Source organism: Corynebacterium tuberculostearicum (assembly GCF_022347385.1).
GTDB classification, from domain to species: Bacteria; Actinomycetota; Actinomycetes; order Mycobacteriales; family Mycobacteriaceae; genus Corynebacterium; species Corynebacterium tuberculostearicum_M.
Window position 1 is genome coordinate 20,722 of the sequence record NZ_JAKRDT010000019.1, and the last position, 23,097, is coordinate 43,818.

Consider the following 23,097-nt stretch of genomic DNA (forward strand, 5'->3'; position numbering starts at 1 on the left):
CTCACAGCAAAATGGGGTAGAGGTAGAGGGTATGACTTCTAAAGGCCCTCATGGCGATAATAATGAAACCCGCAGCTGGTCCAGCCCGGCGGATGATGCCACGCGCCAGATTGGCCGCGTGCCCGATAATGCCGCCGGCCCCAGCCGCGACCAAGCGCGCCGCGAGCACCCCAAGCAGCACTTCCCTGGCGAGCAGCAGCCGCAGAATGAGACTCGTCAATTCGATGCGGCCGCTGGCTATCAGCAGGGCTACGGTCAGCAGCAAAGCTACGGCCAGAACTATCAACAGCCGGCCGGGCAGGCATATGGCCAGCAATACGCGCAGCAGCCCGAGTACGAGCCGGTGCCGTCGAACTATGATCCAGACCAGCCGGAAAAGCGCAAGAAGAAGGGCGGCGGCGGTGGCGCCATGGCCGGCGTCTTCGCGGCCATCGCGGTACTTGCAGTACTGGCTGCGGCGGTCCTGTTTTTCCTGTGGCGCAATGCCGCGGACGAGGCGGATAAGCCGGACCCACAGCCGGTGACGGAAACGCTGACCACGGAGGTTCCCACTACCGTGACCCAGACCGAAGAGCCGGATTCGCAGGATGAGAATTCCAATAACCTGCCGAAGCTGCCGGACTTCCAGAATGACCTGCCGTCCGATATCCCGACCGAGCTGCCACCAGAGGTACAAGACCAGCTGGATAAGGGCAGCGACGTGGACATTGAGGGCCTCCTCAATGACCTCCTGGGCGGCGGCGAGCAGCCGGCCAGCCAGAACTAAGCGCCCAGCACCTGCCCGGTAAGGGAAATGGCGCGCGGGCAGGTAAAATCGGGCGGCATGAATGAATCGATGCAGTTGGCTGAGAAGGTAGCCGCCCAACTGGCGCGCCACCTCACGGATGTCGTCTTGTGCCCTGGTTCGCGCAACGCGCCCCTGTCGCTGGCGCTATTGGTGCGTGATGATATCCGCGTACACACCCGCCTGGACGAACGCGGGGGAGCGTTTACCGCCCTGGGCATGGCGCGGGTGCAGCGTCGCCACGTAGGCGTGGTGATGACCTCGGGAACTGCGGTAGCCAATACTTTGCCGGCCGTGGTGGAGGCACACTATTCCCACACGCCGCTGGCCATCATTAGCGCGGATCGGCCGGAGCGCCTGGTGGGCACGGGGGCGTCGCAGACCATCGAGCAGCAGGGCATCTTCGGCGTCTATGCGGATACCACCCAGGTCACTGGCGCGGATGATATCGCGGCGATGGCCCAGCGCTTCCGCGAGGACCTGCAGGTACACATCAATGTGGCCTTTGATGCCCCGCTTGTCGACGCCACCCTGCCAGACCACACCTCCGGCGACGGCGTGCGCGAGCCAGCACCAGCCTTCGTGGACCACGGGGAAGTGGCCGTGGATTTGAGCAAGAACACCCTAGTCATTACGGGTGACGAGGCCTGGGAGGTAGAAGGCCTCCAAGATGTACCGACCATTGCGGAGCCGAGCGCGCCGGGTCCGTATCATCCGGTGCATCCAGCGGCGGCGCATATCTTCCGCAAGGCGCAGGTCTCCGCGAATGATTATGTGGTCAACACCAAGGTGGAGCAGGTCATCGTCGTGGGGCACCCGACGCTGCACCGTGGGGTGTTAGCGCTGATGAATGATCCGGATATTGAGCTAGTGGTGCTCTCGCGCACCAAGGACTTCACCAACCAGCGCGGCGACGAGGCCCGGCTTGGCACCACCGTCAAGGTCACCGGTGAGCCGAGCCGCGAGTGGATGAAGATCTGCGAAGGCGCAACCGATATGGCTGGACAAGCGGTGCGCGAGACCCTCGAGGATGAGGAACTGGGATTCACTGGGCTCCACGTCGCGGCCGCGGTGGGCGATACGCTCTCCGTCAATGACACCCTGGTGCTCGGCGCTTCGAACCCGGTGCGCGATGCCTCCATGGTGGGCCTGCCTTTCGACGGCGTGGATACCTACTCGCCGCGCGGGGCGGCCGGCATCGACGGCACCATCGCCCAAGCCATCGGCATTTCCTTGGCCACGCAATCGCTGGATCCCACCAACTGGCGCGCCCCGCGAGTTATGGCGCTCATGGGGGATGTCACCTTCTTGCATGACGCTAATAGCCTGCTCATCCCGGAAGACCAGGCGCGACCGGAAAACCTCACCATCGTGGTGGCCAATGACAATGGTGGCGGCATCTTCGAGACCCTGGAACAAGGCGCCGATGCGTTGCGCGAGTCCTTCGAGCCGGCGTTTGGAACGCCGCATGGGGTGGACGTCGGCAAGCTGGCAGAAGCCTATGAGGCAGACTACCGTGAAGTGACCACCCCGCAGGAGCTATTGGATACGTTGGCGGAGCTGAAGGAATACTCGACTGGGATTACCGTCGTGGAGGCCAAGACCACCCGTGCCACGCGCCGGGCGCTCAATGAGAAGCTCACCGCAAAGGTAGGCCAGTAAATGGCCCCGCCGCAGCACAAGCCGCACGCGGCCGTGGTGCCGCGCTATACGCCCGCGGTCTATCGTCGCCGCCTGCACCAGCTGACACTGGCGCTGTATCTGGCTGCGCTGGTGGGCGTGGTGGGCATGGTCATCGGGCCGGCGCTGAATGACCACGCCATCGCCAGCCACCCCGCGCGCGCTTTGGCCACGGTTAAGGATGTGGGCATGCTGCGCACCACGGTAGATTTCCAAGACAGTGAGGGGATTTACCACACCCCACAGCACGGGCTGCTCTATCCCAGTGGGCTAGGTGAGGGTCAGCAGGTGTGGGTGCACTACGCCCAGGACGACCCAGACCTGGTCAAGGTTGAAGGCCGCGAATGGACGCTGGCCATCATCCCGGCGCTCTCGGTAGGAGTGGTTGCCACGCTCATCGCGGCCGTGCTGTGGAAGCTGATTAGCTTCTTTACCCGCCGCGCGGAGAAATAATTAACCAAGATTTTCCGCTGGCTTCACCATAAACTTAAGAAGATGGGCCATGATGGTGGCATGCGTGTTGCGATCGTGGCTGAATCCTTCCTCCCCAATGTCAATGGTGTGACCAACTCCGTGCTGCGCGTTTTAGAGCACCTGCACGAGACCGGCCAAGAGGCCATCGTCATCGCGCCGGGCGCCCGTGAGGGACAAGAAGAGATTCCGGACTACCTAGGATTTCCCATCTACCGCGTGCCCACCGTGCGCGTGCCGCTGGTGGATTCGCTGCCGGTGGGCGTGCCTACCACGGCGGTCGATGAGGCCTTGCGCGACTTCAAGCCGGATATCATCCACCTGGCCAGCCCCTTCGTGCTCGGCGCGGCGGGCGCTTTCTCCGCCCGCCAGCAGCGCGTGCCGGCCGTGGCGTTGTATCAGACCGATGTTGCCGGTTTTGCCACCAAGTACCATGCCTCCGCGCTGGCCTATGGCGTGTGGGAGTGGCTGCGCACGATTCATAACTCCTGCCAGATGACGCTGGCGCCGTCCTCACTGACCATCCGGGACTTGGAAAAGCACCACATTAAGAACGTGCGCCACTGGGGTCGTGGCGTGAACGCGGAACTTTTCCACCCGTCCAAGCGCTCTGAGGAGTTGCGCCGCAGCTGGGATCCGAGCGGCACCAAGAATGTGGTGGGGTTCGTGGGGCGCCTCGCCGCGGAAAAGGGCGTGCACCGCCTCTCGGCGCTCAACGGGCGCGAGGATATCCAACTGGTCATCGTGGGCGATGGCCCGGAGCGGCCGCTGTTGGAGGCGCAGCTTCCCGGCGCCGTCTTTACCGGTGCCCTTTCTGGCGAAGACCTCGCCGCCGCCTATGCTTCCTTGGACGTCTTTGTCCACGCCGGCGAGTTCGAGACCTTCTGCCAGTCCATCCAGGAGGCGCAGGCTTCCGGCGTACCGACCATCGGGCCGCGGGCCGGTGGCCCGGTAGACCTCATCGACGAGGGCTATAACGGCTTGCTGCTGGAGGTAAAGACCTTTGTGGAAGACCTCCCCAATGCGGTGGACGCTCTGCTCAATCCGGAGATTCACCAGGAGATGCGGGACAATGCTCGCGAGTCCATTTCCTCCAAGACGTGGAAGGCGCTGTGCGAGCAGCTCGTGGGCTATTACGAAGAGGTACTGGAGGATACTCGCCGGGTGCCGCTGACCATTTTGGGCCAGCGTCCGGAGCTGCCGCGGTGGGCGGCTCGTGCCCTTGGCGCCCGCGTAGCCTAGACTGATCATTTGTGTCTAAGGCAGATCTGGATAAAAAGCCCTTCGATGTGGCGCGCATGTTTGACGCCGTGGGCGAGAAATACGACCTCACCAATACCGTGCTGTCCTTTGGGCAGGACGCGCACTGGCGCAAGCGCACCCGCGAGCGTTTGAACCTGAAGCCGGGCGAGAAGGTCCTGGACCTTGCAGCGGGTACCGCCGTGTCCACCGTGGAACTTTCCAAGTCCGGTGCGTGGTGCGTGGCGTGTGATTTCTCCCGTGGCATGCTGGCCGCCGGGCGTGAGCGCGACGTGCCCAAGGTGGCTGGCGATGGCATGAAGCTGCCGTTTGCGGATAACACCTTTGATGCCGTGACCATTTCTTATGGCCTGCGCAATATCCACGACTTTGAGCTCGGCCTGCGCGAAATGGCGCGCGTGACCAAGCCGGGCGGGCGCCTTGCGGTGGCGGAGTTTTCCACCCCGGTGGTACCGATTTTTGGCACCGTGTACAAGGAATACTTGATGCGCCTGCTCCCGCCGGTAGCGCGCCTGGTCTCTTCTAATCCGGAGGCATATATCTACCTCGCGGAATCCATTCGTGCGTGGCCGGGGCAGGAGGAGCTTGCCGCGGTTATCAATCGCAATGGCTGGGCCGAGGCCGGCTGGCAGAACCTTACCTTCGGCATCGTGGCGCTGCACTCGGCGGTAAAGCCAGCCTAGGCGCTGCTCCGCCCGTGCCTGGGGGAGCAGGGGTTAAGCCGCGGTCGAATCCCAGAGTGGCGTATCGCGGCGAAGGGACGAGACCGTGCGGCCGGCGGCGCGCCAGGTGCGTGCGATGAGGTCGCGGTCATCGTCAGTAATGAGGTTGCCCATCAGGCGCGCAGCGGCCGGCATGAGCATGCGGCCGATGGGCCCGCGCAGGGCCAGCGGACCGGCCAGCGGTAGGAACTGCGGATAAGTAAGCAAGCGCGCGGCCGTGCGGGCCAAGAGGAAGGACTCGCCGTAGTGTTCGCGCAAGACGGCCGGCCAGGCCAGGGTGAAATCCTTCGGGCCGAGCAGGGCTACCGCCAGCGCGGCGGTCTCCAAGCCATAATCGATGCCCTCGCCGTTGAGGGGATTGATGCAGGCCGCGGCATCACCAATGATCATCCAATTGGCGCCGGCCACGTTAGACACCGCGCCGCCCATGGGCAGTAAGGCAGAGGTAACGTGCTCAATTTCCCCGAGTCCCCACTCGGGGCGCTGTTGGGCGGCGTAGAACTCGAGCAGCTTCTTGGTGTTGATCTTGGCGGGGCGCTGCGCGGTCGACAGCGCGCCGAGGCCGATGTTGACCTGGCCAAGCTCGGGGCCGAGCGGGAAGATCCAACCGTAGCCGGGCTGCACCTCGCCTTCTTCGTCCTTGAGCTCGACGTGGGAGTGCATCCAGGGCTCGGTGGCATGGGTGGAGGACGCATAGGAGCGCGCGGCAATGCCATAGACCTCCTCGCGGTGCCAGGTGCGGCCGAGCTTCTTACCAAAGGTAGAGCGCACGCCATCGGCCACGATGACCCACTTGGCATGTACGGTGGCCTCTCCCACGCGGAAGGAGGTCACGCGGTTGCCCTCGAGCACGGGATCGGTGGCGGGGGTGCCGGTGAGGAGGGTGGCGCCGGCTTCCCGGGCGGCGTCGGCAAGCAGGGCATCAAAGCGATAACGCGGCAGGGCCGTACCAACCTGGGAGGGGTAGGTCTCCGGCCACGGCGCGGTAATATCGCCGCCATAGCCGTGTAACTTCAGACCGCGATTGCGGTAGGAGGCGTTGACCGCAAGGCCTAGCTCATCGAGCTGATGCATCGCGCGCGGTGTGAGCCCGTCGCCGCAGGTTTTATCGCGGGGAAATGTCGCGGAATCAATAAGGAGGGTGTCAAAGCCCGCACGTGCGGCATGAATCGCGGCGGCGGCTCCGGCAGGTCCAGCGCCAATGATGGCGACCTCGACATAGGTTGGGGAATCGATCTGCTCCGACATGAGGACTATCATTGCATGAGTTCGACCCCTCGAGTGTGTTTAGGGGCGCGGATTGGACTACGGTAGGTAATCGATTATCTCTGGCTTTTAGTTGCAAGGAACACTATTTAATGACTCACGGTCAATCGCATGCCACGCACGTGGATCTTGGTGATCCGCAGCTCAACGAGCGCATTGGTGCGGGCATGGAAGCAGTAGAAGACAAGCTGCGCAGTGAAATCGACCGCGGCCAGGACTTCTTAAAGGACAAGGTCAGCCACCTGTCTAAGGCCGGTGGCAAGCGCTTTCGCCCCATGATGGCGCTGCTGGCCTCCGAGTATGGTCCGCGTCCGGGCTGCGAAGAGGTGGTTAAGGCCGCCACCGTCGTGGAGATGGTGCACGTAGCCACGCTTTATCATGACGATGTCATGGATGAGGCGGACCGCCGCCGCGGCGTGGAATCTGCCAATTCGCGGTGGAATAATTCCGTGGCCATCCTCGCCGGCGATGCGCTCCTGGCGCATGCTTCCCGCCTGATGAGTGAGCTGGATACCCACACGGTGGGCCACTTTGCCGATACCTTTGAAGAGCTGGTGACCGGCCAGATGCGCGAGACCATCGGGGCGGGTGAGGCCAATGCCGTGGAGCACTACACGGCCGTTATCCGCGAAAAGACCGCGGTGCTCATCGCCTCTGCTGGCTACCTGGGCGCCTACCACTCCGGCGCCTCGGCCGAGCATGCCGCGGCCCTGCACCGCATTGGTGGTGCCATCGGCATGATCTTCCAGATTGTGGACGATGTCATCGACATCTTCTCTGACCCTAAGGAGTCCGGCAAGACCCCGGGAACGGACCTGCGCGAGGGCGTATTTACCTTGCCGGTTCTTTACGCCTTGGAAGAAGAGGGCGAAGTGGGCGACAAGCTGCGTGAGCTGCTTACTGGCCCGCTGCATTCCGACGCCGAGGTGGACCGCGCCATCGAGCTCCTGCACCAGTCTGGTGGCCGTCAGAAGGCGCTGGAGGACATCAAGGCCTACCTGCGCACGGTGGAGGAGCAGCTTGCCGTGTTACCGGAGAACTCCGCGAGCCAGGCCTTGCGTCAATTGGCGGATTACACGGTGCGCCGCGTGGGCTAGCTGCTTGGCGATGCCCCCTTATTCCCGCCCCATTCGCCCCTACTACGCTGGCGATTTGTAGGTGGGAGGGTGGTTCGTAGTAAAGTACTTACTCGCACCACACAGTGCATGCCAGGTTGCCCGAGCGGCCAAAGGGAGCGGACTGTAAATCCGCCGGCATTGCCTTCAGAAGTTCGAATCTTCTACCTGGCACAGAATGAACCCCGCAAGCAAAAGCTTGCGGGGTTTCGTCGTACCTGCAGCTGTGAGGCGTATGCTACCGGCAGGGCTCCTGTCTGCGGGATCTTTGTGCCTTGTAGAACACCGCATAGGCACCGACGAGGAATACAGCTAGAAATACCCCAGCGATCTTGAAGTAGAAAAATCCATTTCCTAACCTACGAGAAATATCTGGCAATGAGGTGGAATCCGATCCCGCCAGGGCCTTGGCCACGTATACCGCATTCAAACCGCCAATGAAATAGCCGAGGCAGAGCAATAATGAAATACCAACTGCAATCTTTAGCAAAACTGTTAAGGATGAATGGTGGGGTTCTGTACTCATCTAATTCCTCTCATCTTGGTCTTCAGGACCAGCAAACTACACCTTTCTGAGGCGCTGTGTACCAACAGGCGTGCTCGGTAGCCATACCATCAGTCACAGGACATCACTGTAGAGATGAAGGTATGGGGTTTAGCGATAGGATATGGGATATGAAGAAGATCCGAACGATGCTGGACGGGGTAAACGAGATTCACCTTTTTCAAAGCCAGCGAGTAGCGCAGGCAGCGCAGCAAGCGCATCTGCGCAATCGGACTCGCAGTTATCGGGCGCACCGGAAAATAAACGCAGCGATTTCCCACCAGTTGGAGGAGCGCTCCCTAGCGTAAATAGCCTTTCTAACCTTGATGCCCCGTTGTCGTGGGACTGGCGGCAGCAAGCCCACTAGTCCGCACCCTCATTGGCCCTAAGCAATCCCGGAAGGACCAGTTAGAGAGCGCGGAGCGGGGAGGGGTTTAAATCCCGAAGTAGGCGCGCAGGTCGGCCGCAATGGCATCGAGGCGGTCGGCGTCGGGGGATTCGAGGTAGCACTTCAGCTTCGGCTCGGTACCGGAGGGGCGCACGATGACTCGGTCATTGTTGTCGGTGAAAAATTTGGAGCCTTGGGCGAATTTCTCTACCTTCGCCACGGGCGAGCCAGCCAGTTCAGCGGGCGGGGTAGATGCGACCTTATCCATCGCTTGGGCGATGATGCTGAGGTCATCGACGCGGAAGGTCAGCGGCTGGGTGTAGAGGGCGCCCACGGTGGCGTAGATGCCTTCTAGGCGCTCTAGCAAGGTGGTTCCTGCGGCCTTGCATTCGGCTGCGAGGCTGGCGAGCACTACGGAGGTAGCGACGCCGTCCTTATCGCGGACAGCGGTGGGGTCCGGGCAGAAACCAATGGCTTCCTCATAACCAAAGGCGAGGTCTGGGGTGCGGGCGATCCACTTGAAACCGGTGAGCGTCTCTTTGTGGCCGAGGCTATAGTGGGCGGCGATGCGCCTGAGCAGGCGGGAGGAGACGAGCGAGTTGGCGAAGTTGCCTGTCGCACCCTGGCGGGCAAGATAGTCGCCCAAAAGGGCGCCGGTTTCATCGCCGGTGAGCTGGCGCCACGTGCCTGAGGACGTGGGCACGGCGGCGGCGCAGCGATCCGCATCCGGGTCATAAGCGATAAGAATATCGGCACCGATCTCCTCAGCGTGGCGGATGCCGAGGTCGAGGGCACCCGGCTCTTCCGGGTTGGGGAAGGAAACGGTGGGGAAATCGGGATCCGGTTGGGCCTGTTCAGGAACCAGCGAGACGCGGAACCCGCAGCGGGTCAGCAGCTTTTCGCCCAAGGCGGCGCCGACGCCGTGCATGGCGGTCAGCGCGATGGTGACATCGGTATGTGCGCCCACGAGCTGCGCGGCGCGGTCGAGGTACTCGGCGCGGGTATCGACGTCCACGATGTTGTCGGTGGATAGCGGGACTTCATCGGCATGGGGTGCCGCGGCGATGGCGGTGGCGATTTCTGCATCGGCGGGCGAAACCAGCTGTACGCCCTCTGCCGGCCCGGTGGCGATGCGGCCGCCTAGGTAGACCTTATAGCCATTATCGGCCGGCGGGTTATGCGAGGCAGTGACCATAATGCCGGCATCCGCCTTGAGCGAGCGGACCGTGAAGGCGGTGAGCGGAGTAGGGTTCTGCGCTGGCAGAACCAAGGCCTTGCCACCGGCCGCGGAGATAACCTGTGCAGCATCGCGCTGGAACTGCGCGGAGCCGTGGCGGGCATCGCAACCAATGGCTACCACTGGGGTGTCGACGTGCTGTTTGAGCCAGGAGATAAGCCCATAGGTGGTGCGGATGACTACGGCGCGATTCATGCGAGACTCGCCCGCGCCCACGGCGGCGCGCAGGCCTGCGGTGCCGAAGGCGAGGGGACCGGCGAAGGCGGCGGCGAGCTCGTCGTTATTGCTCTCTTCAATCCAGGTCATCACCTGGCGGGCGGTGTCCGGATCGGGGTCGTGCTCGGCCCAGGTGCGGGCGTAGTCATAATCCACGGTGGCGGCCTTTGACATGGCTTAGAGCTCCTCGAGGATCTGGGCGGAGGAAGATAGGCCCAGGCGGGTTGCGCCGGCCTCAATCATGGCCAAGGCATCCTTGGCGGTGCGGATGCCGCCAGAGGCCTTGACTCCTAGCTTGTCGCCTACGGTCTCGCGCATGAGCTTAACGGCGTGCACGGAGGCGCCGCCGGCCGGATGGAAACCAGTGGAGGTCTTGACAAAGTCCGCCTGGGCGGCTGCGGCGGCCTTGCAGGCGAGGACAATGGCGTCGTCGGAAAGCGCGGCAGACTCGATGATGACCTTGAGCACCTTGCCAGGGATGGCATCGCGTACGGCCTGGATTTCGGCCTGCAGATCCTCGGCGCGGCCCTCGATTGCCAGCGGGATATTGATGACCATGTCCACCTCTTCGGCGCCATCAGCAACCGCGCGGGCGGCCTCAGCGGCCTTAATCTCCGGCTTTACGGCACCGGAGGGAAAACCCACGACGGTGGCGATGTGCATGGATTCTGGAACCTCGATGGGCAGGGCGGACGGGGAAACGCAGACGGAGTAGGTGCCCAGCTCGGCCGCCTCATTGACCAAGGCGCGGAACTGCTCCGGGGTGGCCTCCGGCTTGAGCAGGGTGTGGTCGATGATGGAAGCAACGTCGGTGCGGGAAGTCATAATTGTTCTCCTTAGCGGGTCTGGTGGGATTCGGTTCGGGCCATCTTGAGGTCAGAGACGACGTACAGGGCAATACCGATGGCGGCGACGGCCGCGAGGATCCACAGCACGGTGTTATAGCTGGTGAGGTCCTGCAGCTTCGCCGTATAGGCAATGCCCAGTGGGATGGCGATATTGATGGTCAGGTTATAAAAGCCAATCGCGATGCCGGACTTGGCGGCGGTGATATTGCGCAGTGCGGTATTGACCAGCGGGGCGTACATCAGCGCAAAGCCGGAGGCAAAGGCCACGATGGCCAGGATGAGTACAGCGACGTGAAGCTGCATAAAGAGCGCGGCCGCCACTAGCGCGCCAGCAACCAGGGCGAAGGCGGTGTAGATGGTGGCGCGAGAGGACAAAACGGCACCGATCTTGCCGGAGAAAATACCGATGAGGATGGCGCAAATATAGCCCGGGATCATCAGCAGGGAGGCCTTATCGATGTTCATGCCGTGCAGGTCATGTGCGGCAAATGGCAGCAGGAAGATAAAGCCCATCTGGGTGGAGTAGACAAAGAAGACCATGAGGATGGTCCACACGTAGCGGCCGTTAGTAAAGAACTCCGGGGTGACCACGGGGTGCTTGGCGTGACCGATGTGGAAGACGAAACCCACGACGCCAAGGGCGGCAAAGATGAGCCATGCCCAGTTGAATTCCTGCATGAACATGGTCAGGCCGGTGGCGAAGACCGCGATGAAAAACAGGCCTAAGGCGTCGAGGTGGCCCTCCACAGCCTCATCTTCTGGCACCAGCTTGATAATCGGCGGGATGGCCAGAATGAGGATGAGCGGGATGAGGAACATCGCCGTCCATGAGACATAGGTGGAAATAAAGCCGGAGGTCAGCGCGCCGATGAGCAGCCCGGCTTGGAAGGCGGCGGTGGAAAAGCCAAGGTAGGTCTTTTGATCGGCCTCGCTCAAGTGCTTGGTCACGTAAATGACATAGAGCGTCTCCGCAGCGGCAAGGCCCGTGGTCTGGATGAGGCGGCCGGTAAGCACCATGGGCCAGAAGCTGGAAAAGGCGAAAGCCAAAAGCGAGCCCACGGCGATGAGAATAACGCCGGTGAGCATGAGCTTGCGGATGGAGATGGAATCCGCCAGCGCGGCGTAGACCACGGCGCCGATGCCGATAATCACGCCGGCGAGGGAAGCTTGCAGGGAGGCGGTGGTATCGGAGATATCGAGCGCCTCGGCGATCGGCATGGTCATCGTCTTGAAGCCGTTATCAATGACCAGCGAGAAGACGAAGACAAAGAGCAGGATAGGTACGGCAACCTTGGGGTTTATCGCGGAGCCTGTCCGCTTGTCCTGCGGGGAAGCGGTGGGGTGGGTGGAAGTCACGGGGAGAGGATCCTTTTAGTCGAGCGCGTTGAGCGGAAGCGCGAGTTCAATCATGGTGCGGAAGGCGGTCTGGCGCTCTTCCGCGGAGAGGTGGGTATCGTGCACCAAGTTGTCGGAGACGGTGAAAAGCCCCAGGGCATCGACGCCGGCCTCGGCCGCGGTGGCATAGAGCGCAGCGGATTCCATCTCTACGCCGAGCACGCCCATATGCGCCCAGCGCTCGTTGACGCTCTGGTCAAAGTTATAGAAGATATCCGAGCTCAAAATATTGCCCACGTGGATATGGGCCTGCTGCTTTTCGGCCTGATCCACCAAAGCCTTGAGGAGCTTCCACGAGGCGGTGGGGGCGTAGCTGCCCGGCAGGTTGTACTGGCTCAAGAAGTTGGAATCGGTGGAGGCCGACGATGCGACGATGACATCGTGTAGCTCAATGTCTTCCTGCATGGCGCCAATGGAACCGACGCGGATGAGCTTCTTTACGTCGTAGTTGTGGATGAGCTCCCAGGAGTAGATGCCGATGGAGGGAATGCCCATGCCGGAGCCCATCACGGAGATGGGCTTGCCGTTAAAAGTACCGGTAAACCCCAGCATATTGCGCACGCCATTGAACTGGATGGTATCTTCCAGGAAGTTCTCGGCGATGAACTTTGCGCGCAGCGGGTCACCGGGCAGGAGGATGGTTTCCGCAATGGGCGCGCCCTGCGGATTGATGTGTGGGGTGGCAATATCGGTAGCGGACATATCTGCGCTCCTCGGTATCGGGTGGGGGATTTTACAGACCAAGCTTAAACCCTCAGGGCCCTGAATCAATGGCCTTGCTTGCAGCTTTTCAACAACTGCGGAAAGCCTCACTGGACTCAGTCACCAGCGTCCGTGCCGCGGTCACTGCCCGCGGTGAGCAGTGCCACGCTTGCCGACGCCCCCTTTTTCCCACACCCCCAATCCACATGCCGTCGCACGGCTGCCGGGGCACGGTAGGAGGCGTGGCCGAGCGGCCCGCAGGGCTGGGCTGCCATGCCGTTTGTCTAACTGCTTTCAAAAGGCGCGAAAAGGTGTCACAGGAGCTATGCATTTTTGCGCTCTGACGTGGCGATTTGTGTAAAACGTTGAAAGCAGGTTAGATTATTGGAGTCCGCAACGGAGAGCACAACGAAATAGCGATGTGTTCAACGCTAGGATGTGCCCCCTTAGCTCAGTCGGCAGAGCGTTTCCATGGTAAGGAAAAGGTCGACAGTTCGATTCTGTCAGGGGGCTCCATTCATGTTTGGAGCAAGGAATTCCTCCAAGGTGAATATGGCGGTGTAGCTCAGTGGTAGAGCAAGCGACTCATAATCGCTGTGTCGCGAGTTCAATTCTCGCCATCGCTACCGGGAAAGAAAGGCGCCCGCAGGGCGCTTTTTTATTACCGCGCTGAAGGCAGTCCAGGCTGTGCCTAGTTTCGGATTGGAACTATGGCTCTGGTAAGGTCTTCAACGCTTGGTGCTGAGGCATCAAGGGATAAAAGAATAGGGGCGTGGCGCAATTGGTAGCGCAACGGTCTCCAAAACCGTAGGTTGCAGGTTCGAGTCCTGTCGCCCCTGCACAGTGAACCCCGTCATCTGGCATTAGATGGCGGGGTTTCTTCATGCCCTATTTTCCCTCCTCTCGGCGCTTGGCCTGCCCACTTGTTATCAAAGCCACGCCTTGCAAATGCCGTGGTCAGCTTTTCATGCTGTGCAAGCTTTGCTAGGGTTGACAAAGTTATGGAGGTGCGCGTTAAGCGCCCTATTAGATTTAGTTCCCAAGGAGGGTTAGCTGTGAGCGATGAGCAGCAGCCGAAGAATTCGGGTGCATCGCGCCCGACCGGTAAGCGTCAGCTCTCTGGTGCGGCTACCACGTCCTCCGCGGACTACGCCGATAAGCACGTCGTCCGCGTCGAGGATAAGAACCACGATGACACCCCAGGTGGTGGCGTAGCCGCCTTCCCAGGCGAGGTCGTATCCGAGATGAAGAAGGTGGTGTGGCCTACCGCTAAGGAGATGCTGCAGTACACCCTCATTACCTTTGCGTTCCTTATCGTGCTGACCATTTTGGTCTGGGGCGTTGACACCCTGGCAGGTCTCGGAGTTGAGCAGGTTCTCTCAGATTAGTAAGATAAGCGCATAATCTTTTATCCCGCTGTTTCCGCTTAAAGGAACGGCGGGATACTTTTTGCCCATACGCGGGCGGGTAGGCTGGTCCTACGCAACGCGCCGAGGAATTTTTTGGAGTAAGAATTATGAGCGACGAGAACAACGTCGAAACCGTAGGCACCTCCCTGGAAGAGGCAATGCAGTCCAACGTGCAGGAGCAGGCGGCAGAGCACGCTAGCTCCGTGGAAGAAGCACAACAGGAAGACGCTACCCCAGCCGCTCCGGCAGCGGAGGAAGCTGAAGGAACGGCTGAGTCCACCGAGGCTGCAGGCGAGTCCGCCGACGCAGCGGAACCGGCAGCGACCGAAGCAGAGGCCGAGGGTGCAGCCCCTGAGGCCAGCGAAGACGAGTCCGAGGATGCCGCCTACCGCAAGCGCCTGCGCGCCTTTACCCGCGAACTGAAGAAGCAGCCGGGCCAGTGGTACATCATCCAGTGCTACTCCGGCTACGAAAACAAGGTAAAGACCAACCTGGACATGCGCGCCCAGACCCTCGAGGTAGAAGATTCCATCTTCGAGGTCGTTGTACCTATTGAGCAGGTCCTGGAGAACAAGGACGGCAAGAAGAAGATTGTGAAGCGCAAGCTGCTGCCGGGCTACGTCCTGGTTCGCGCTGAGCTTAACGACGCCGCATGGTCCGTCATCCGCGAAACCCCAGGCGTGACCTCCTTCGTGGGCAACGAGGGTAACGCCACCCCGGTCAAGACTCGCGACGTGGCTAAGTTCCTGATGCCCAACGAGGCGCCGTCCACCAAGGGCGATGCTGCACCGAACGAGGCAGAGGGCGAGCAGGTTGTGGCTATGCCGGAGAAGGAAGAGGCCAAGAAGTACGCGCACGATTTCGAGGTGGGCGAGGCAGTGACTATCCTGTCCGGCCCGCTGGCCGCCGTATCTGCGACCATTTCCGAGATTGACCCAGAGACCGGCAAGATGCAGGGCTTGGTGTCCATCTTTGGCCGCGAGACCCCGGTGGAGCTGTCGCCGACCGAGATCGAGCGCATCTCCTAAAAAGTGATTTTGTGCAGGGCGCACGGTGTTCTAAACTGGAACGCCGTGCGCCTTTGGCGTGCGTATAAGAAAACGTTTCATCCTCCGGTGGCCCACTGAAGGTGAGCATCCGGACGGGATCCCGTTATTCATCGTGGCGGACATCCCGGTAACACAGGAAAGAGGTAATTCGATGGCTCCTAAGAAGAAGGTATCCGGCTTCATCAAGCTGCAGATCGAGGCAGGCGCCGCTAACCCGGCACCGCCAGTTGGCCCGGCACTGGGTGCCCACGGCGTCAACATCATGGAGTTCTGCAAGGCTTATAACGCCGCTACCGAGAACCAGCGTGGCAACGTGGTTCCGGTTGAGATCACCGTCTACGAGGACCGTTCCTTCGACTTCAAGCTGAAGACCCCGCCGGCAGCTAAGCTGCTGCTGAAGGCCGCTGGCATCAAGAAGGGCTCCGGCGTCCCACACACCGACAAGGTCGGCTCTGTGTCTTGGGATCAGTGCAAGGAAATCGCAGAGACCAAGTTTGCGGACCTGAACGCACGTGACATCGAGAACGGCGCTCGCATCATCGCCGGTACCGCCCGCTCCATGGGCATCACCGTTGATGGCGCACCGGAGAAGTAAAAACTTTATGTGGTAGGGCCAGCTACGGCCCGCCGAACACCACACCAATCCAGAAAAGGAATTGTTAAATGAGCACCAAGTCTAAGGCTTATAAGGCCGCTGCGGAACTGGTAGATAAGTCCCGCCTGTACCGTCCGATCGAGGCTACCAAGCTGGCCAAGGAGACCTCCTCCAAGAACTTCGACGCCACCGTTGACGTCGTCTTCCGTCTGGGCGTTGACCCACGCAAGGCTGACCAGCTGGTTCGCGGCACCGTTTCCCTGCCTAACGGCACCGGTAAGGACGTTCGCGTTGCTGTCTTCGCTGAGGGCGAGAAGGCTACCGCCGCTCAGGAAGCTGGCGCTGACATCGTTGGCACCGCTGAACTGATCGAGCAGATCAACGAGGGCAACATCGATTTCGACGTTGCTATCGCTACCCCGGATCAGATGGCCAAGGTTGGCCGCGTTGCTCGCGTCCTTGGCCCACGTGGTCTGATGCCGAACCCGAAGACCGGCACCGTTACCGCAGACGTTGCTAAGGCAATCTCTGAGGTTAAGGGCGGCAAGATCTCCTTCCGTGTTGATAAGGCTGCTAACCTGCACGCCATCATCGGCAAGGCATCCTTCGATGCTGAGAAGCTGGCTGAGAACTACGGCGCACTCATGGACGAGATCCAGCGCCTGAAGCCTTCTTCCGCTAAGGGCATCTACATCAAGCGCGCTACCATCTCCACCACCTCCGGCCCGGGCATCCCGGTTGACGGTTCCGTGGTCAAGGATTACACCGCGTAAGCAGTTCTAACGCACTGCGTTCAAAGTTAAAGGGCTTCGAGGAACTCCTCGAAGCCCTTTTGCTATGTCTTAGCCCGCCTGCAGCTACACGGCGTCAATATCGTCTAGCGCCCATTCCCCGCCGTCGGAGTAGACGTTGCGCGCCAAAGGAATTTGGTGCGAAGCAGACTCCAGGATGTGCATAAAATACCCGGCTGTATTCGGAATGGCGAGGGTATCTCCTACAGCAATGCCATCCGGGAAGTCCAGTTCGCGGCGCAGGATAACCTCGTCTTCAATGCAGTAGGCTCCGACTACAAAGCCGGTGCGTGGCTCGCGGGAGATTTCCTTTGCCGGGCCGGCCGTGGGTACCAGGAGGGGGTCGAGCAGGATGTCATCTGCGGCGGTCCGGCATTGGGTGCGATTCATCGCCACGCCGATAAGGGGCAGGCCATCAGAGCGTTCTTTGAGGAAGCTCACCTCGGTAAGGATGACTCCACAGCCGTCGAGGAGGCTGCGGCCGGGCTCTAGATGCAGGGCGATGTCCCGCTCGCGCAGCTCCGTGCCAGCGGTGCCGTAGCCGGGGACATCACCGGAGAGGAGCTGGTCCAGCCACTGACCGCGCGTCGGTTCCTGCCAGAAAGGGTAAGTATTGGAGAGCGGATCCGATTTCCACGTGAACGGTTCACCGGTACCAGCGCGTTGGGAGGCGATACGCTCGAGGTAATTCTCCCACTGCTCGCGGGATTCTAGGTAGCTCATGGGCACGCCGCCGCCGATATCGATGAATTCTGCGGGCTGGCCCAATGCGCGTAGGTGCTCTACCAAGGCAATTGCCTCTGCAAGGGCGGTTCGGCGGTCGGCCTCGCTATAGCCATGCAGGTGCACGTGGACGCCCACAACACGAAGTTCCTGTGGCCACTCGGCTTGCCGCCATGCCGGCAGCCTCTCGCCAAAGCGGGTGGGAGGTAGGGAGCTCGGATCTGGAGCGAGGCGTGGCGCCACGTGGGCGGTGGTTTCTAAATCTCGCGCGATGGCGGTGATGCGGTGGGATTCGGCGCGAGAATCACAAGAGATAGTGACTCCCCGCGACACCGCGAGGCGGAGCAAGCCATCTGTTTTGATAGCGGCGCTAAGGATGATGCGCTCTGGGGCGACACCGCGGTCGAGCACTTGGCGGAGCTCGTTCTCGCTGGCTACATCCACCCCGAGTCCGGCATCGCGTGCAGCATCGACAAAACACAGCGCCTTATTAGCCTTGCGTGCGAAAAACACCTGAGTGTCCACGCCGTGGGCAGCGCCCGCATCGAGCAACTCCTGGGCATTGTGGCGCAGCGGCGCGGGATTCAACACGTTCACCGGAGAGCCGTAGCGCGAGGTTAATGCGCTGACGTGCTGCGGGTTTTCGACGAGCTCACGCATCCACCGTTCCCACCGGGCGCGCAAGGGGACGGTGCCGTGGACGGGTAGTGGTTCTACAGGGGTGGTGGTCATGGGTTTCCTACTTTCTCCGCCCAGCGGGGGATGTCATCGTGCACGGAACGGTTAAGGGAGTCATGGCCGGGCAGAGAGAGCTCATTCATTCGGCCAATTTCCACCACGCCAGGAACGTCGTGGAAGGGGGAGGGGGTGGCTTGGGGAGCAACGGTGGCGTCAATAAGCAGGTCCACGCCGCCCTTCTCCCGCCAGGAATCTATCTGCTCAGGCGTGCCTAGGTAGTGGGTATTGACCACACCGGAGTGGATTAGCTCGACCAGACGCCTGGCTGTGACCGGTGGCGGACCAAAAGCCACGCGCTCAAGGGTGCGTGAAAGCTCACGGAAGCCGGGCATGGGGCCATGTGCCTTGTGCCAATCGACGCAGTCTTGGAATACCCCACGAAACGCCGAACCCACGGCCGCGGCCGGGGTGAGCGGACCGGTACCTTCGGCCGCACGAAGGGACGCCTCGAGCTCAGCGACGGCATCGCCAGTGAAATCCTGACCGTCGATAACGGCGGCGAGTTCCGCAGTTGAGAAGTCACCGAATTCGCCTGCAGCCCCAATGAGGATCTCACGCAGATCCGAAGCGTTGTCGATATGCGCGCAGGCCTGCCGCCACCGCGGTGATACCTCCGGCAGCGGTGTCTCTGGGGAGGGCTTTACCTCCATGAAGCGCCCGCTGCGGCTAACCGGGTAAATGGTTTCGGCGGTATCGCCATACAGCAGGCACACATCGATGAAGCTTAGGGCGGCACCGCGAACGCCGATTCGCCGTGCGGAGCTTGGGAGATCGGCACCGAAGTAGAGACCGGTGACTGGTACGCACGAGGCCTCATAGGCCAAGGAACCGGCGTGGAGATGGTCGTGGCCGGTGCAGACTAGAACCTCGTCAAAGGGGGCGTCATCGACCATGAACCCTTCTCCGTCGGCGCTCACCTCGGTCACGCGGTGCGGCAGGTGCCGGATGCGAACGTGGGATGGTGCGCGGCGCACTGCTGCGGACCAGGTATCGGTGAGGAATTGGCCCACCTGAGCCCGCGGTGGAAAGGCATCGGTGGTGTCTTCGCCGCGGCGGGTGCGCCAGGCGTTGAAACTATCGTGGGCCGTGGTGACGATGGCGCAGTTGACGTTGAGACGCCACTGCAGCGGCTGCTGCGGACGGTAGACGGCGCCCGCACCGGCGGGGTAGGGGTCAAAGACGGTGACATCGAGTGGAACGCGGGCGCGCTCGAGGAGCTCCTCTACGGCCCAGAGGCCACGCGGGCCACCTCCAATGATGGCAATGCGGCGGGCAGGACGAGAAGAGGTCACTGCGCCGACCCTTCGATGCGCGCGGCGAGTTCAGCAGGCGAAATGTCGAAGTTTTCGCACACCCAGGAATCGTTATAAATGGTGTCCAGGTAAGGCTGGCCGGCGTCGTGCAGCACGGCAACCACTTCGGCCCCTGCCGGCAGGGAGGGCGCGAGGCGCTGGAAGGCGGCGATGACGGCACCGCCGGAAGCGCCGGGCAACAGGCCCTCTGCTTGGGCGAGCTGTCGGGCGGCAACGATGGCATCGAGATCCGGAACCCTCTGCACGGAAGAAGGCGAGAATTTGGTGGATAGCTCGGTGACGATTCCGGCACCATAGCCAGGCAGCATGCGGGTGCCGCGCTCACCACCAAAAAGCACGGAGCCTTCCGCATCAACGCCAATTGTGTGGGTGTCGGCGCCCAGCTCGGAGAGCTTGCGTACGCAGCCGCCAAGGGTTCCGGTGGTGCTCATAGCCACGAGCAGGTGGCTGGGCGCTTGGCCGAGCTGGTCCAGAATCTCCGCCATGGTGCCCTCCGCGTGGGCGTGGAAGGCGGCTTCATTGGAATACTGGTTGAGGTTGAAAGAATCGGGGATCTCTTCCAAAAGCTCGGCCACGCGGGTGCGGCGGGCGGTGAGCCAATCGCCGGTCTCTGGATCGGGATGGTCAAGCAATTCCACGTGTGCGCCATAGGCCCGCATGGTAGCCACCGTGGAGGCGTTGACGCGCGGATCCACCACACAATGGAACTTCATCCCCTGGAGCGGGGCTTGGCGAGCTAGCGCCATGCCCAGGTTGCCGGAGGAAGATTCCACCAGCGTCGAGCCTGGGCGGATATCGCCGGCTGCAAGGGCCGCCTGGATAAGCGCTCGCGCCGTCCGGTCTTTCGCAGAACCGCCAAGGTTGAATTGTTCGAGTTTGAGATAGAGGTGGACATCCGGCCGGGGACTAATCGCCTCTACTCGCATGAGTGGGGTATTGCCAATGGGCGGGTGCGCTTGAGAATGAATCCTGGGGCTCATCATTGGCCCCATGGTAGACCTTTACGTCCACTTTTTCTGCAGGCTTAGTCTTTGATCTCCGCATAGGCATCGAGCGCGGCCTGGCGCGATTCCTGCAGGTCCACGATAGGCGGGGCGGACAGTGCGGGTGCCCAGCGGCGCACGTACTCGCCGTCGGGGTCGAAGCGCTTGGCTTGCGTTTCGGGGTTGAAGATGCGGAAGAAGGGCGCGGCGTCATCGCCGCAGCCGGCCACCCACTGCCAATTAAACGGGTTGGAGGCGGCATCGGCGTCCACCAAGGTGTCCCAGAACCATTCTTCGCCCAGGCGCCAGTGGATGCCTAGGTTCTTGGTGAGGAAGGAGCCCACCACCATGCGCACGCGATTGTGCATATAGCCGGTGGCCCATAGTTCGCGCATTCCGGCGTCGACAAGCGGAATGCCAGTAGTACCTGCCTGCCAGTCCTTGAGCCGCGGGTCATCCCAGGACCAGTCGAAGCGGTCGAATTTCTCCCGCACGTTTTCGGTCGCGAGATTGGGCAGGTAGTAGAGGCGGTGCCAGGCAAAGTCGCGCCACAGCAGCTCGGAGTGGAACTTGGCGGCCTCTGGCTCCTCGGCCGCGGCGAACCACACCTCGCGCGGGGAGACTTCGCCAAAGCGCAGGTGGGGCGAGAGTAGGGAGGTGGCATTGAGCGCGGGGATATCGCGCTCCTCGGCATAGTTGGCTAGGTCCAGCTGGGCTAGTCGCTCGCGCGCGCCGGCCTCGCCGGGCGTCCAGTGCTCGGCCAGCGATGCCGCCCATGCCGGTTCGGTGGGCTGGGGCCAGGCAGATGCACTGCTTGCCGACGCCCCCATCTCCGGCACCCCCTCCGGTTCATCTCCCGCCACCTGGGAGGCGGCGGCCTTGGAGAAAGGAGTAAAAACCTTATAGGGCTGGCCCTGGCCATTGGTGACCTCCCAGGGCTCCACCAAGGTGAAGCCGGGCGAGGACGTCGCGGTGATGCCCTGGGAGGTTAGGGTTTCTTTGACGGTGGCATCGACCTCGCGCAGTGGTCCATGGTAGCGGCGGGTCCACGTGACGGTGGTGGCGCCCAGCTCGGTGGCGAGGCGGGGGATTTCCGCGCGGGCATCGCCGGCGGCGCGAATGAGTTCTACGCCGTAGTCGGCAAGGTCGCGGGCGAGGGCATAGAGGGAACGCTCGCGCCACCACGTGGTGGCGCCGCCGAGCGGGCGGGTGCCGGGATAGGCGGGTTCGTCGAGGACGACGGCGACCAAGGGGGCGTCGCCAAGCGAGGCAGCTTCGGCTGCGCGGGAAAGGGCCTGGTTATCGTGCAGGCGCAGGTCATCGCGGAACCACATGAGGGAGGTCATGGCGGCTATCCTACGCGGCGGAAACGGCGATTTGGAGAAACCGCGGGTGGGGAGGTAGTGTTTTCCACGAAGTTTGAACGGCCACTTCACGGCCGAGTCAAAGTTCACCGAAGACCGTTGGTCATCCATTTGGATCGAAGGTTCTCCATCCTAGGAGGCGGCCCACGCAGGAGACACTTTGCGATTATTCGCGGCATTCTCTTATGTCGCGCGCCCTGTGCTCTTGCACGGGGCTTTTGTTGTTTCGGGTAACCGAAGCGAGGAAGGCCCCGGCGGAATAATAAAAGAGATGTTTTGGAAGGAGGCGAGAGACAATGGCAAACCCAAAGAACACTGCAGACCTGGCAGAGCTAAAGGAGAAGCTGGCTGGCGCTAACTCTGTTGTATTGACCGAGTACCGCGGCCTGACCGTATCCCAGCTGCAGGAGCTGCGTAACGATCTGGGCTTTGACGTTGAATACTCCGTCGCCAAGAACACCCTTTTCAAGATCGCTGCCAAGGAAGCTGGCATCGAAGGTCTTGATGATTTGCTGACTGGCCCGACCGCAATTGCGTTCATCAAGGGCGAGGCAGTGGATGCTGCGAAGGTCATCACCAAGTTCGCTGATGACAACAAGGCACTCATCATCAAGGGTGGCTACATGGACGGCAACGCACTGTCTGCCGACCAGGTTGAGGCCATCGCCAAGCTGGACAACCGCGAGACCACCCTCGCAAAGCTGGCTGGCGCTATGAAGGGTTCTATGGCGAAGGCAGCCGCTCTCTTCAACGCTCCTGCAACCAAGGCTGTACGCACCGTCGCAGCCCTGCAGGACAAGAAGGAAGCAGAAGCTTAAGTCGTCACAAAAGACGCACAATTACAACACCGTGTGCGCGGCATAAATCACGCGCAGCGCACACACAACACAGAAAGGACTTGCCATCATGGCTAAGCTCACCAAGGACGAGCTCATTGAAGCTTTCAAGGAAATGACCCTCATCGAACTGTCCGAGTTCGTTAAGGAATTTGAAGAGGTATTCGACGTTGAGGCTGCTGCTCCGGTTGCTGCTGTTGCAGCTGGCGCTCCGGCTGAGGGCGGCGCTGCTGCCGCTGAGGAGAAGACCGAGTTCGACGTCGTTCTGACCGACGCTGGCGCTAAGAAGATTGGCGTTATTAAGGCTGTCCGCGAGATCGTCTCCGGCCTGGGCCTGAAGGAAGCTAAGGAAATGGTCGAGGGTGCTCCTAAGGCTATCCTCGAGGGCGCTTCCAAGGACGACGCTGAGGCTGCTAAGGCTAAGCTGGAAGAGGCTGGCGCTTCCGTCGAGCTCAAGTAATTTCACTGAGCTTTACGCTTTCAAACCCCCCACTCTTACCGCCGCGCGCGGTGGGAGCTGGGGGTTTCCTCGTTTTATGCTCGCGGGGGCGGATTCTAGTGGTCGTGGAAACACGTCTTATGTTTCGGTTGAGTTTATCAGTGCGGCCATTTTCTCGGCTGGTGTTTGAAAGCCCAGGGTTTTGCGGGGGCGGCGGTTGAGTTGCATG

The 23,097-nt window shown here is 61.5% G+C and carries 23 protein-coding genes and 4 tRNA genes; 17 read left to right on the top strand and 10 right to left on the bottom strand.

All coding sequences use genetic code 11. The features are described from left to right. The first annotated feature begins 31 nt into the window (after positions 1-31). Genes MHK00_RS09955 through MHK00_RS09975 form a run of 5 tightly spaced genes read left to right on the top strand, consistent with a single transcriptional unit; the run spans position 32 to position 4,878 of the window. Positions 32-766, top strand: a complete 735-nt coding sequence (locus MHK00_RS09955; RefSeq protein ID WP_250411615.1) for a hypothetical protein — start codon at positions 32-34, stop codon at positions 764-766. A gap of 57 nt (positions 767-823) precedes the next feature. Continuing rightward, positions 824-2,446, top strand: coding sequence for a 2-succinyl-5-enolpyruvyl-6-hydroxy-3-cyclohexene-1-carboxylic-acid synthase (menD, locus tag MHK00_RS09960; RefSeq protein WP_250411618.1), 1,623 nt, complete (start codon positions 824-826; stop codon positions 2,444-2,446). Then, on the top strand, positions 2,447-2,917 hold the full coding sequence (locus tag MHK00_RS09965; protein ID WP_080971157.1) for a DUF3592 domain-containing protein: 471 nt from the start codon (positions 2,447-2,449) through the stop codon (positions 2,915-2,917). It abuts the gene before it with no gap. A 60-nt stretch (positions 2,918-2,977) separates the two neighbouring features. Further along, positions 2,978-4,177, top strand: a complete 1,200-nt coding sequence (locus MHK00_RS09970) for a glycosyltransferase family 4 protein (protein ID WP_034668267.1) — start codon at positions 2,978-2,980, stop codon at positions 4,175-4,177. A gap of 11 nt (positions 4,178-4,188) precedes the next feature. Then, the gene (locus MHK00_RS09975; RefSeq protein ID WP_005322922.1) at positions 4,189-4,878 is read left to right on the top strand and encodes a demethylmenaquinone methyltransferase; all 690 of its coding nucleotides are present in this window, start codon (positions 4,189-4,191) and stop codon (positions 4,876-4,878) included. Positions 4,879-4,911: 33 nt separating this feature from the next. On the opposite strand, the gene MHK00_RS09980 is transcribed toward MHK00_RS09975, so the two are convergent. Continuing rightward, positions 4,912-6,177: a geranylgeranyl reductase family protein gene (locus MHK00_RS09980; RefSeq protein WP_250411620.1), complete on the bottom strand. Its 1,266-nt coding sequence runs from the start codon at positions 6,175-6,177 to the stop codon at positions 4,912-4,914. 98 nt (positions 6,178-6,275) lie between these two features. On the opposite strand from MHK00_RS09980, the gene MHK00_RS09985 reads away from it, so the two are divergent. Both MHK00_RS09985 and MHK00_RS09990 read left to right on the top strand, forming a co-directional pair. After that, positions 6,276-7,280, top strand: coding sequence for a polyprenyl synthetase family protein (locus MHK00_RS09985; protein ID WP_250411622.1), 1,005 nt, complete (start codon positions 6,276-6,278; stop codon positions 7,278-7,280). A gap of 110 nt (positions 7,281-7,390) precedes the next feature. Next, positions 7,391-7,472: transfer RNA gene (locus MHK00_RS09990), tRNA-Tyr, on the top strand. 64 nt (positions 7,473-7,536) lie between these two features. Here MHK00_RS09990 and MHK00_RS09995 read toward each other — a convergent pair. After that, positions 7,537-7,824 (bottom strand): hypothetical protein, encoded by a 288-nt coding sequence (locus tag MHK00_RS09995; protein ID WP_250411623.1) that lies wholly within the window; start codon positions 7,822-7,824, stop codon positions 7,537-7,539. A gap of 149 nt (positions 7,825-7,973) precedes the next feature. On the opposite strand from MHK00_RS09995, the gene MHK00_RS10000 reads away from it, so the two are divergent. Beyond that, complete coding sequence (locus tag MHK00_RS10000; RefSeq protein ID WP_023020515.1) at positions 7,974-8,150, top strand: hypothetical protein; 177 nt, start codon at positions 7,974-7,976, stop codon at positions 8,148-8,150. 126 nt (positions 8,151-8,276) lie between these two features. On the opposite strand, the gene MHK00_RS10005 is transcribed toward MHK00_RS10000, so the two are convergent. From MHK00_RS10005 to deoD, 4 genes are read right to left on the bottom strand one after another with little or no spacing between them, the layout of a single operon-like run. Further along, positions 8,277-9,857 carry a phospho-sugar mutase gene (locus MHK00_RS10005; protein ID WP_250411625.1) on the bottom strand — a complete coding sequence of 527 codons (1,581 nt, stop codon included), beginning with the start codon at positions 9,855-9,857 and terminating at the stop codon, positions 8,277-8,279. A 3-nt stretch (positions 9,858-9,860) separates the two neighbouring features. Further along, the gene (deoC, locus tag MHK00_RS10010; protein WP_250411627.1) at positions 9,861-10,508 is read right to left on the bottom strand and encodes a deoxyribose-phosphate aldolase; all 648 of its coding nucleotides are present in this window, start codon (positions 10,506-10,508) and stop codon (positions 9,861-9,863) included. Positions 10,509-10,519: 11 nt separating this feature from the next. After that, positions 10,520-11,887 carry an MFS transporter gene (locus MHK00_RS10015; protein WP_250411629.1) on the bottom strand — a complete coding sequence of 456 codons (1,368 nt, stop codon included), beginning with the start codon at positions 11,885-11,887 and terminating at the stop codon, positions 10,520-10,522. A 15-nt stretch (positions 11,888-11,902) separates the two neighbouring features. Next, on the bottom strand, positions 11,903-12,628 hold the full coding sequence (gene deoD / locus MHK00_RS10020; protein ID WP_250411631.1) for a purine-nucleoside phosphorylase: 726 nt from the start codon (positions 12,626-12,628) through the stop codon (positions 11,903-11,905). A 440-nt stretch (positions 12,629-13,068) separates the two neighbouring features. Between deoD and MHK00_RS10025 the strand changes: the two genes are divergently transcribed. The 7 genes from MHK00_RS10025 to rplA all read left to right on the top strand — a co-directional run bounded on the left by MHK00_RS10025 (position 13,069) and on the right by rplA (position 16,454). Continuing rightward, positions 13,069-13,144, top strand: a tRNA-Thr gene (locus MHK00_RS10025). Between the two features lie 38 nt (positions 13,145-13,182). Continuing rightward, positions 13,183-13,254: transfer RNA gene (locus tag MHK00_RS10030), tRNA-Met, on the top strand. A 140-nt stretch (positions 13,255-13,394) separates the two neighbouring features. After that, positions 13,395-13,467 (top strand) — tRNA-Trp (locus tag MHK00_RS10035). Positions 13,468-13,683: 216 nt separating this feature from the next. After that, positions 13,684-14,016, top strand: a complete 333-nt coding sequence (gene secE, locus MHK00_RS10040; protein WP_005327956.1) for a preprotein translocase subunit SecE — start codon at positions 13,684-13,686, stop codon at positions 14,014-14,016. A 128-nt stretch (positions 14,017-14,144) separates the two neighbouring features. Then, complete coding sequence (nusG, locus tag MHK00_RS10045; protein WP_150850740.1) at positions 14,145-15,065, top strand: transcription termination/antitermination protein NusG; 921 nt, start codon at positions 14,145-14,147, stop codon at positions 15,063-15,065. 172 nt (positions 15,066-15,237) lie between these two features. Next, positions 15,238-15,681 (top strand): 50S ribosomal protein L11, encoded by a 444-nt coding sequence (rplK, locus tag MHK00_RS10050; protein WP_005327961.1) that lies wholly within the window; start codon positions 15,238-15,240, stop codon positions 15,679-15,681. 68 nt (positions 15,682-15,749) lie between these two features. After that, positions 15,750-16,454, top strand: a complete 705-nt coding sequence (gene rplA / locus MHK00_RS10055; protein ID WP_005322897.1) for a 50S ribosomal protein L1 — start codon at positions 15,750-15,752, stop codon at positions 16,452-16,454. 84 nt (positions 16,455-16,538) lie between these two features. Here rplA and MHK00_RS10060 read toward each other — a convergent pair whose 3' ends face one another. From MHK00_RS10060 to MHK00_RS10075, 4 genes are read right to left on the bottom strand one after another with little or no spacing between them, the layout of a single operon-like run. Continuing rightward, on the bottom strand, positions 16,539-17,927 hold the full coding sequence (locus MHK00_RS10060) for a type III PLP-dependent enzyme domain-containing protein (RefSeq protein WP_250411633.1): 1,389 nt from the start codon (positions 17,925-17,927) through the stop codon (positions 16,539-16,541). Further along, complete coding sequence (locus tag MHK00_RS10065; protein ID WP_250411635.1) at positions 17,924-19,225, bottom strand: FAD/NAD(P)-binding protein; 1,302 nt, start codon at positions 19,223-19,225, stop codon at positions 17,924-17,926. Before MHK00_RS10065 ends, MHK00_RS10060 begins: the two co-directional genes overlap by 4 nt. Beyond that, positions 19,222-20,238, bottom strand: a complete 1,017-nt coding sequence (locus MHK00_RS10070; protein ID WP_250409852.1) for a pyridoxal-phosphate dependent enzyme — start codon at positions 20,236-20,238, stop codon at positions 19,222-19,224. Before MHK00_RS10070 ends, MHK00_RS10065 begins: the two co-directional genes overlap by 4 nt. A 32-nt stretch (positions 20,239-20,270) precedes the next feature. Then, the gene (locus MHK00_RS10075) at positions 20,271-21,575 is read right to left on the bottom strand and encodes a cryptochrome/photolyase family protein (RefSeq protein ID WP_250411637.1); all 1,305 of its coding nucleotides are present in this window, start codon (positions 21,573-21,575) and stop codon (positions 20,271-20,273) included. 314 nt (positions 21,576-21,889) lie between these two features. Here MHK00_RS10075 and rplJ point away from each other — a divergent pair, with 314 nt between their 5' ends. Further along, on the top strand, positions 21,890-22,411 hold the full coding sequence (gene rplJ / locus MHK00_RS10080; protein ID WP_005322886.1) for a 50S ribosomal protein L10: 522 nt from the start codon (positions 21,890-21,892) through the stop codon (positions 22,409-22,411). 88 nt (positions 22,412-22,499) lie between these two features. Then, positions 22,500-22,889 (top strand): 50S ribosomal protein L7/L12, encoded by a 390-nt coding sequence (rplL, locus tag MHK00_RS10085; protein WP_179387365.1) that lies wholly within the window; start codon positions 22,500-22,502, stop codon positions 22,887-22,889. Positions 22,890-23,097: the final 208 nt, after the last annotated feature.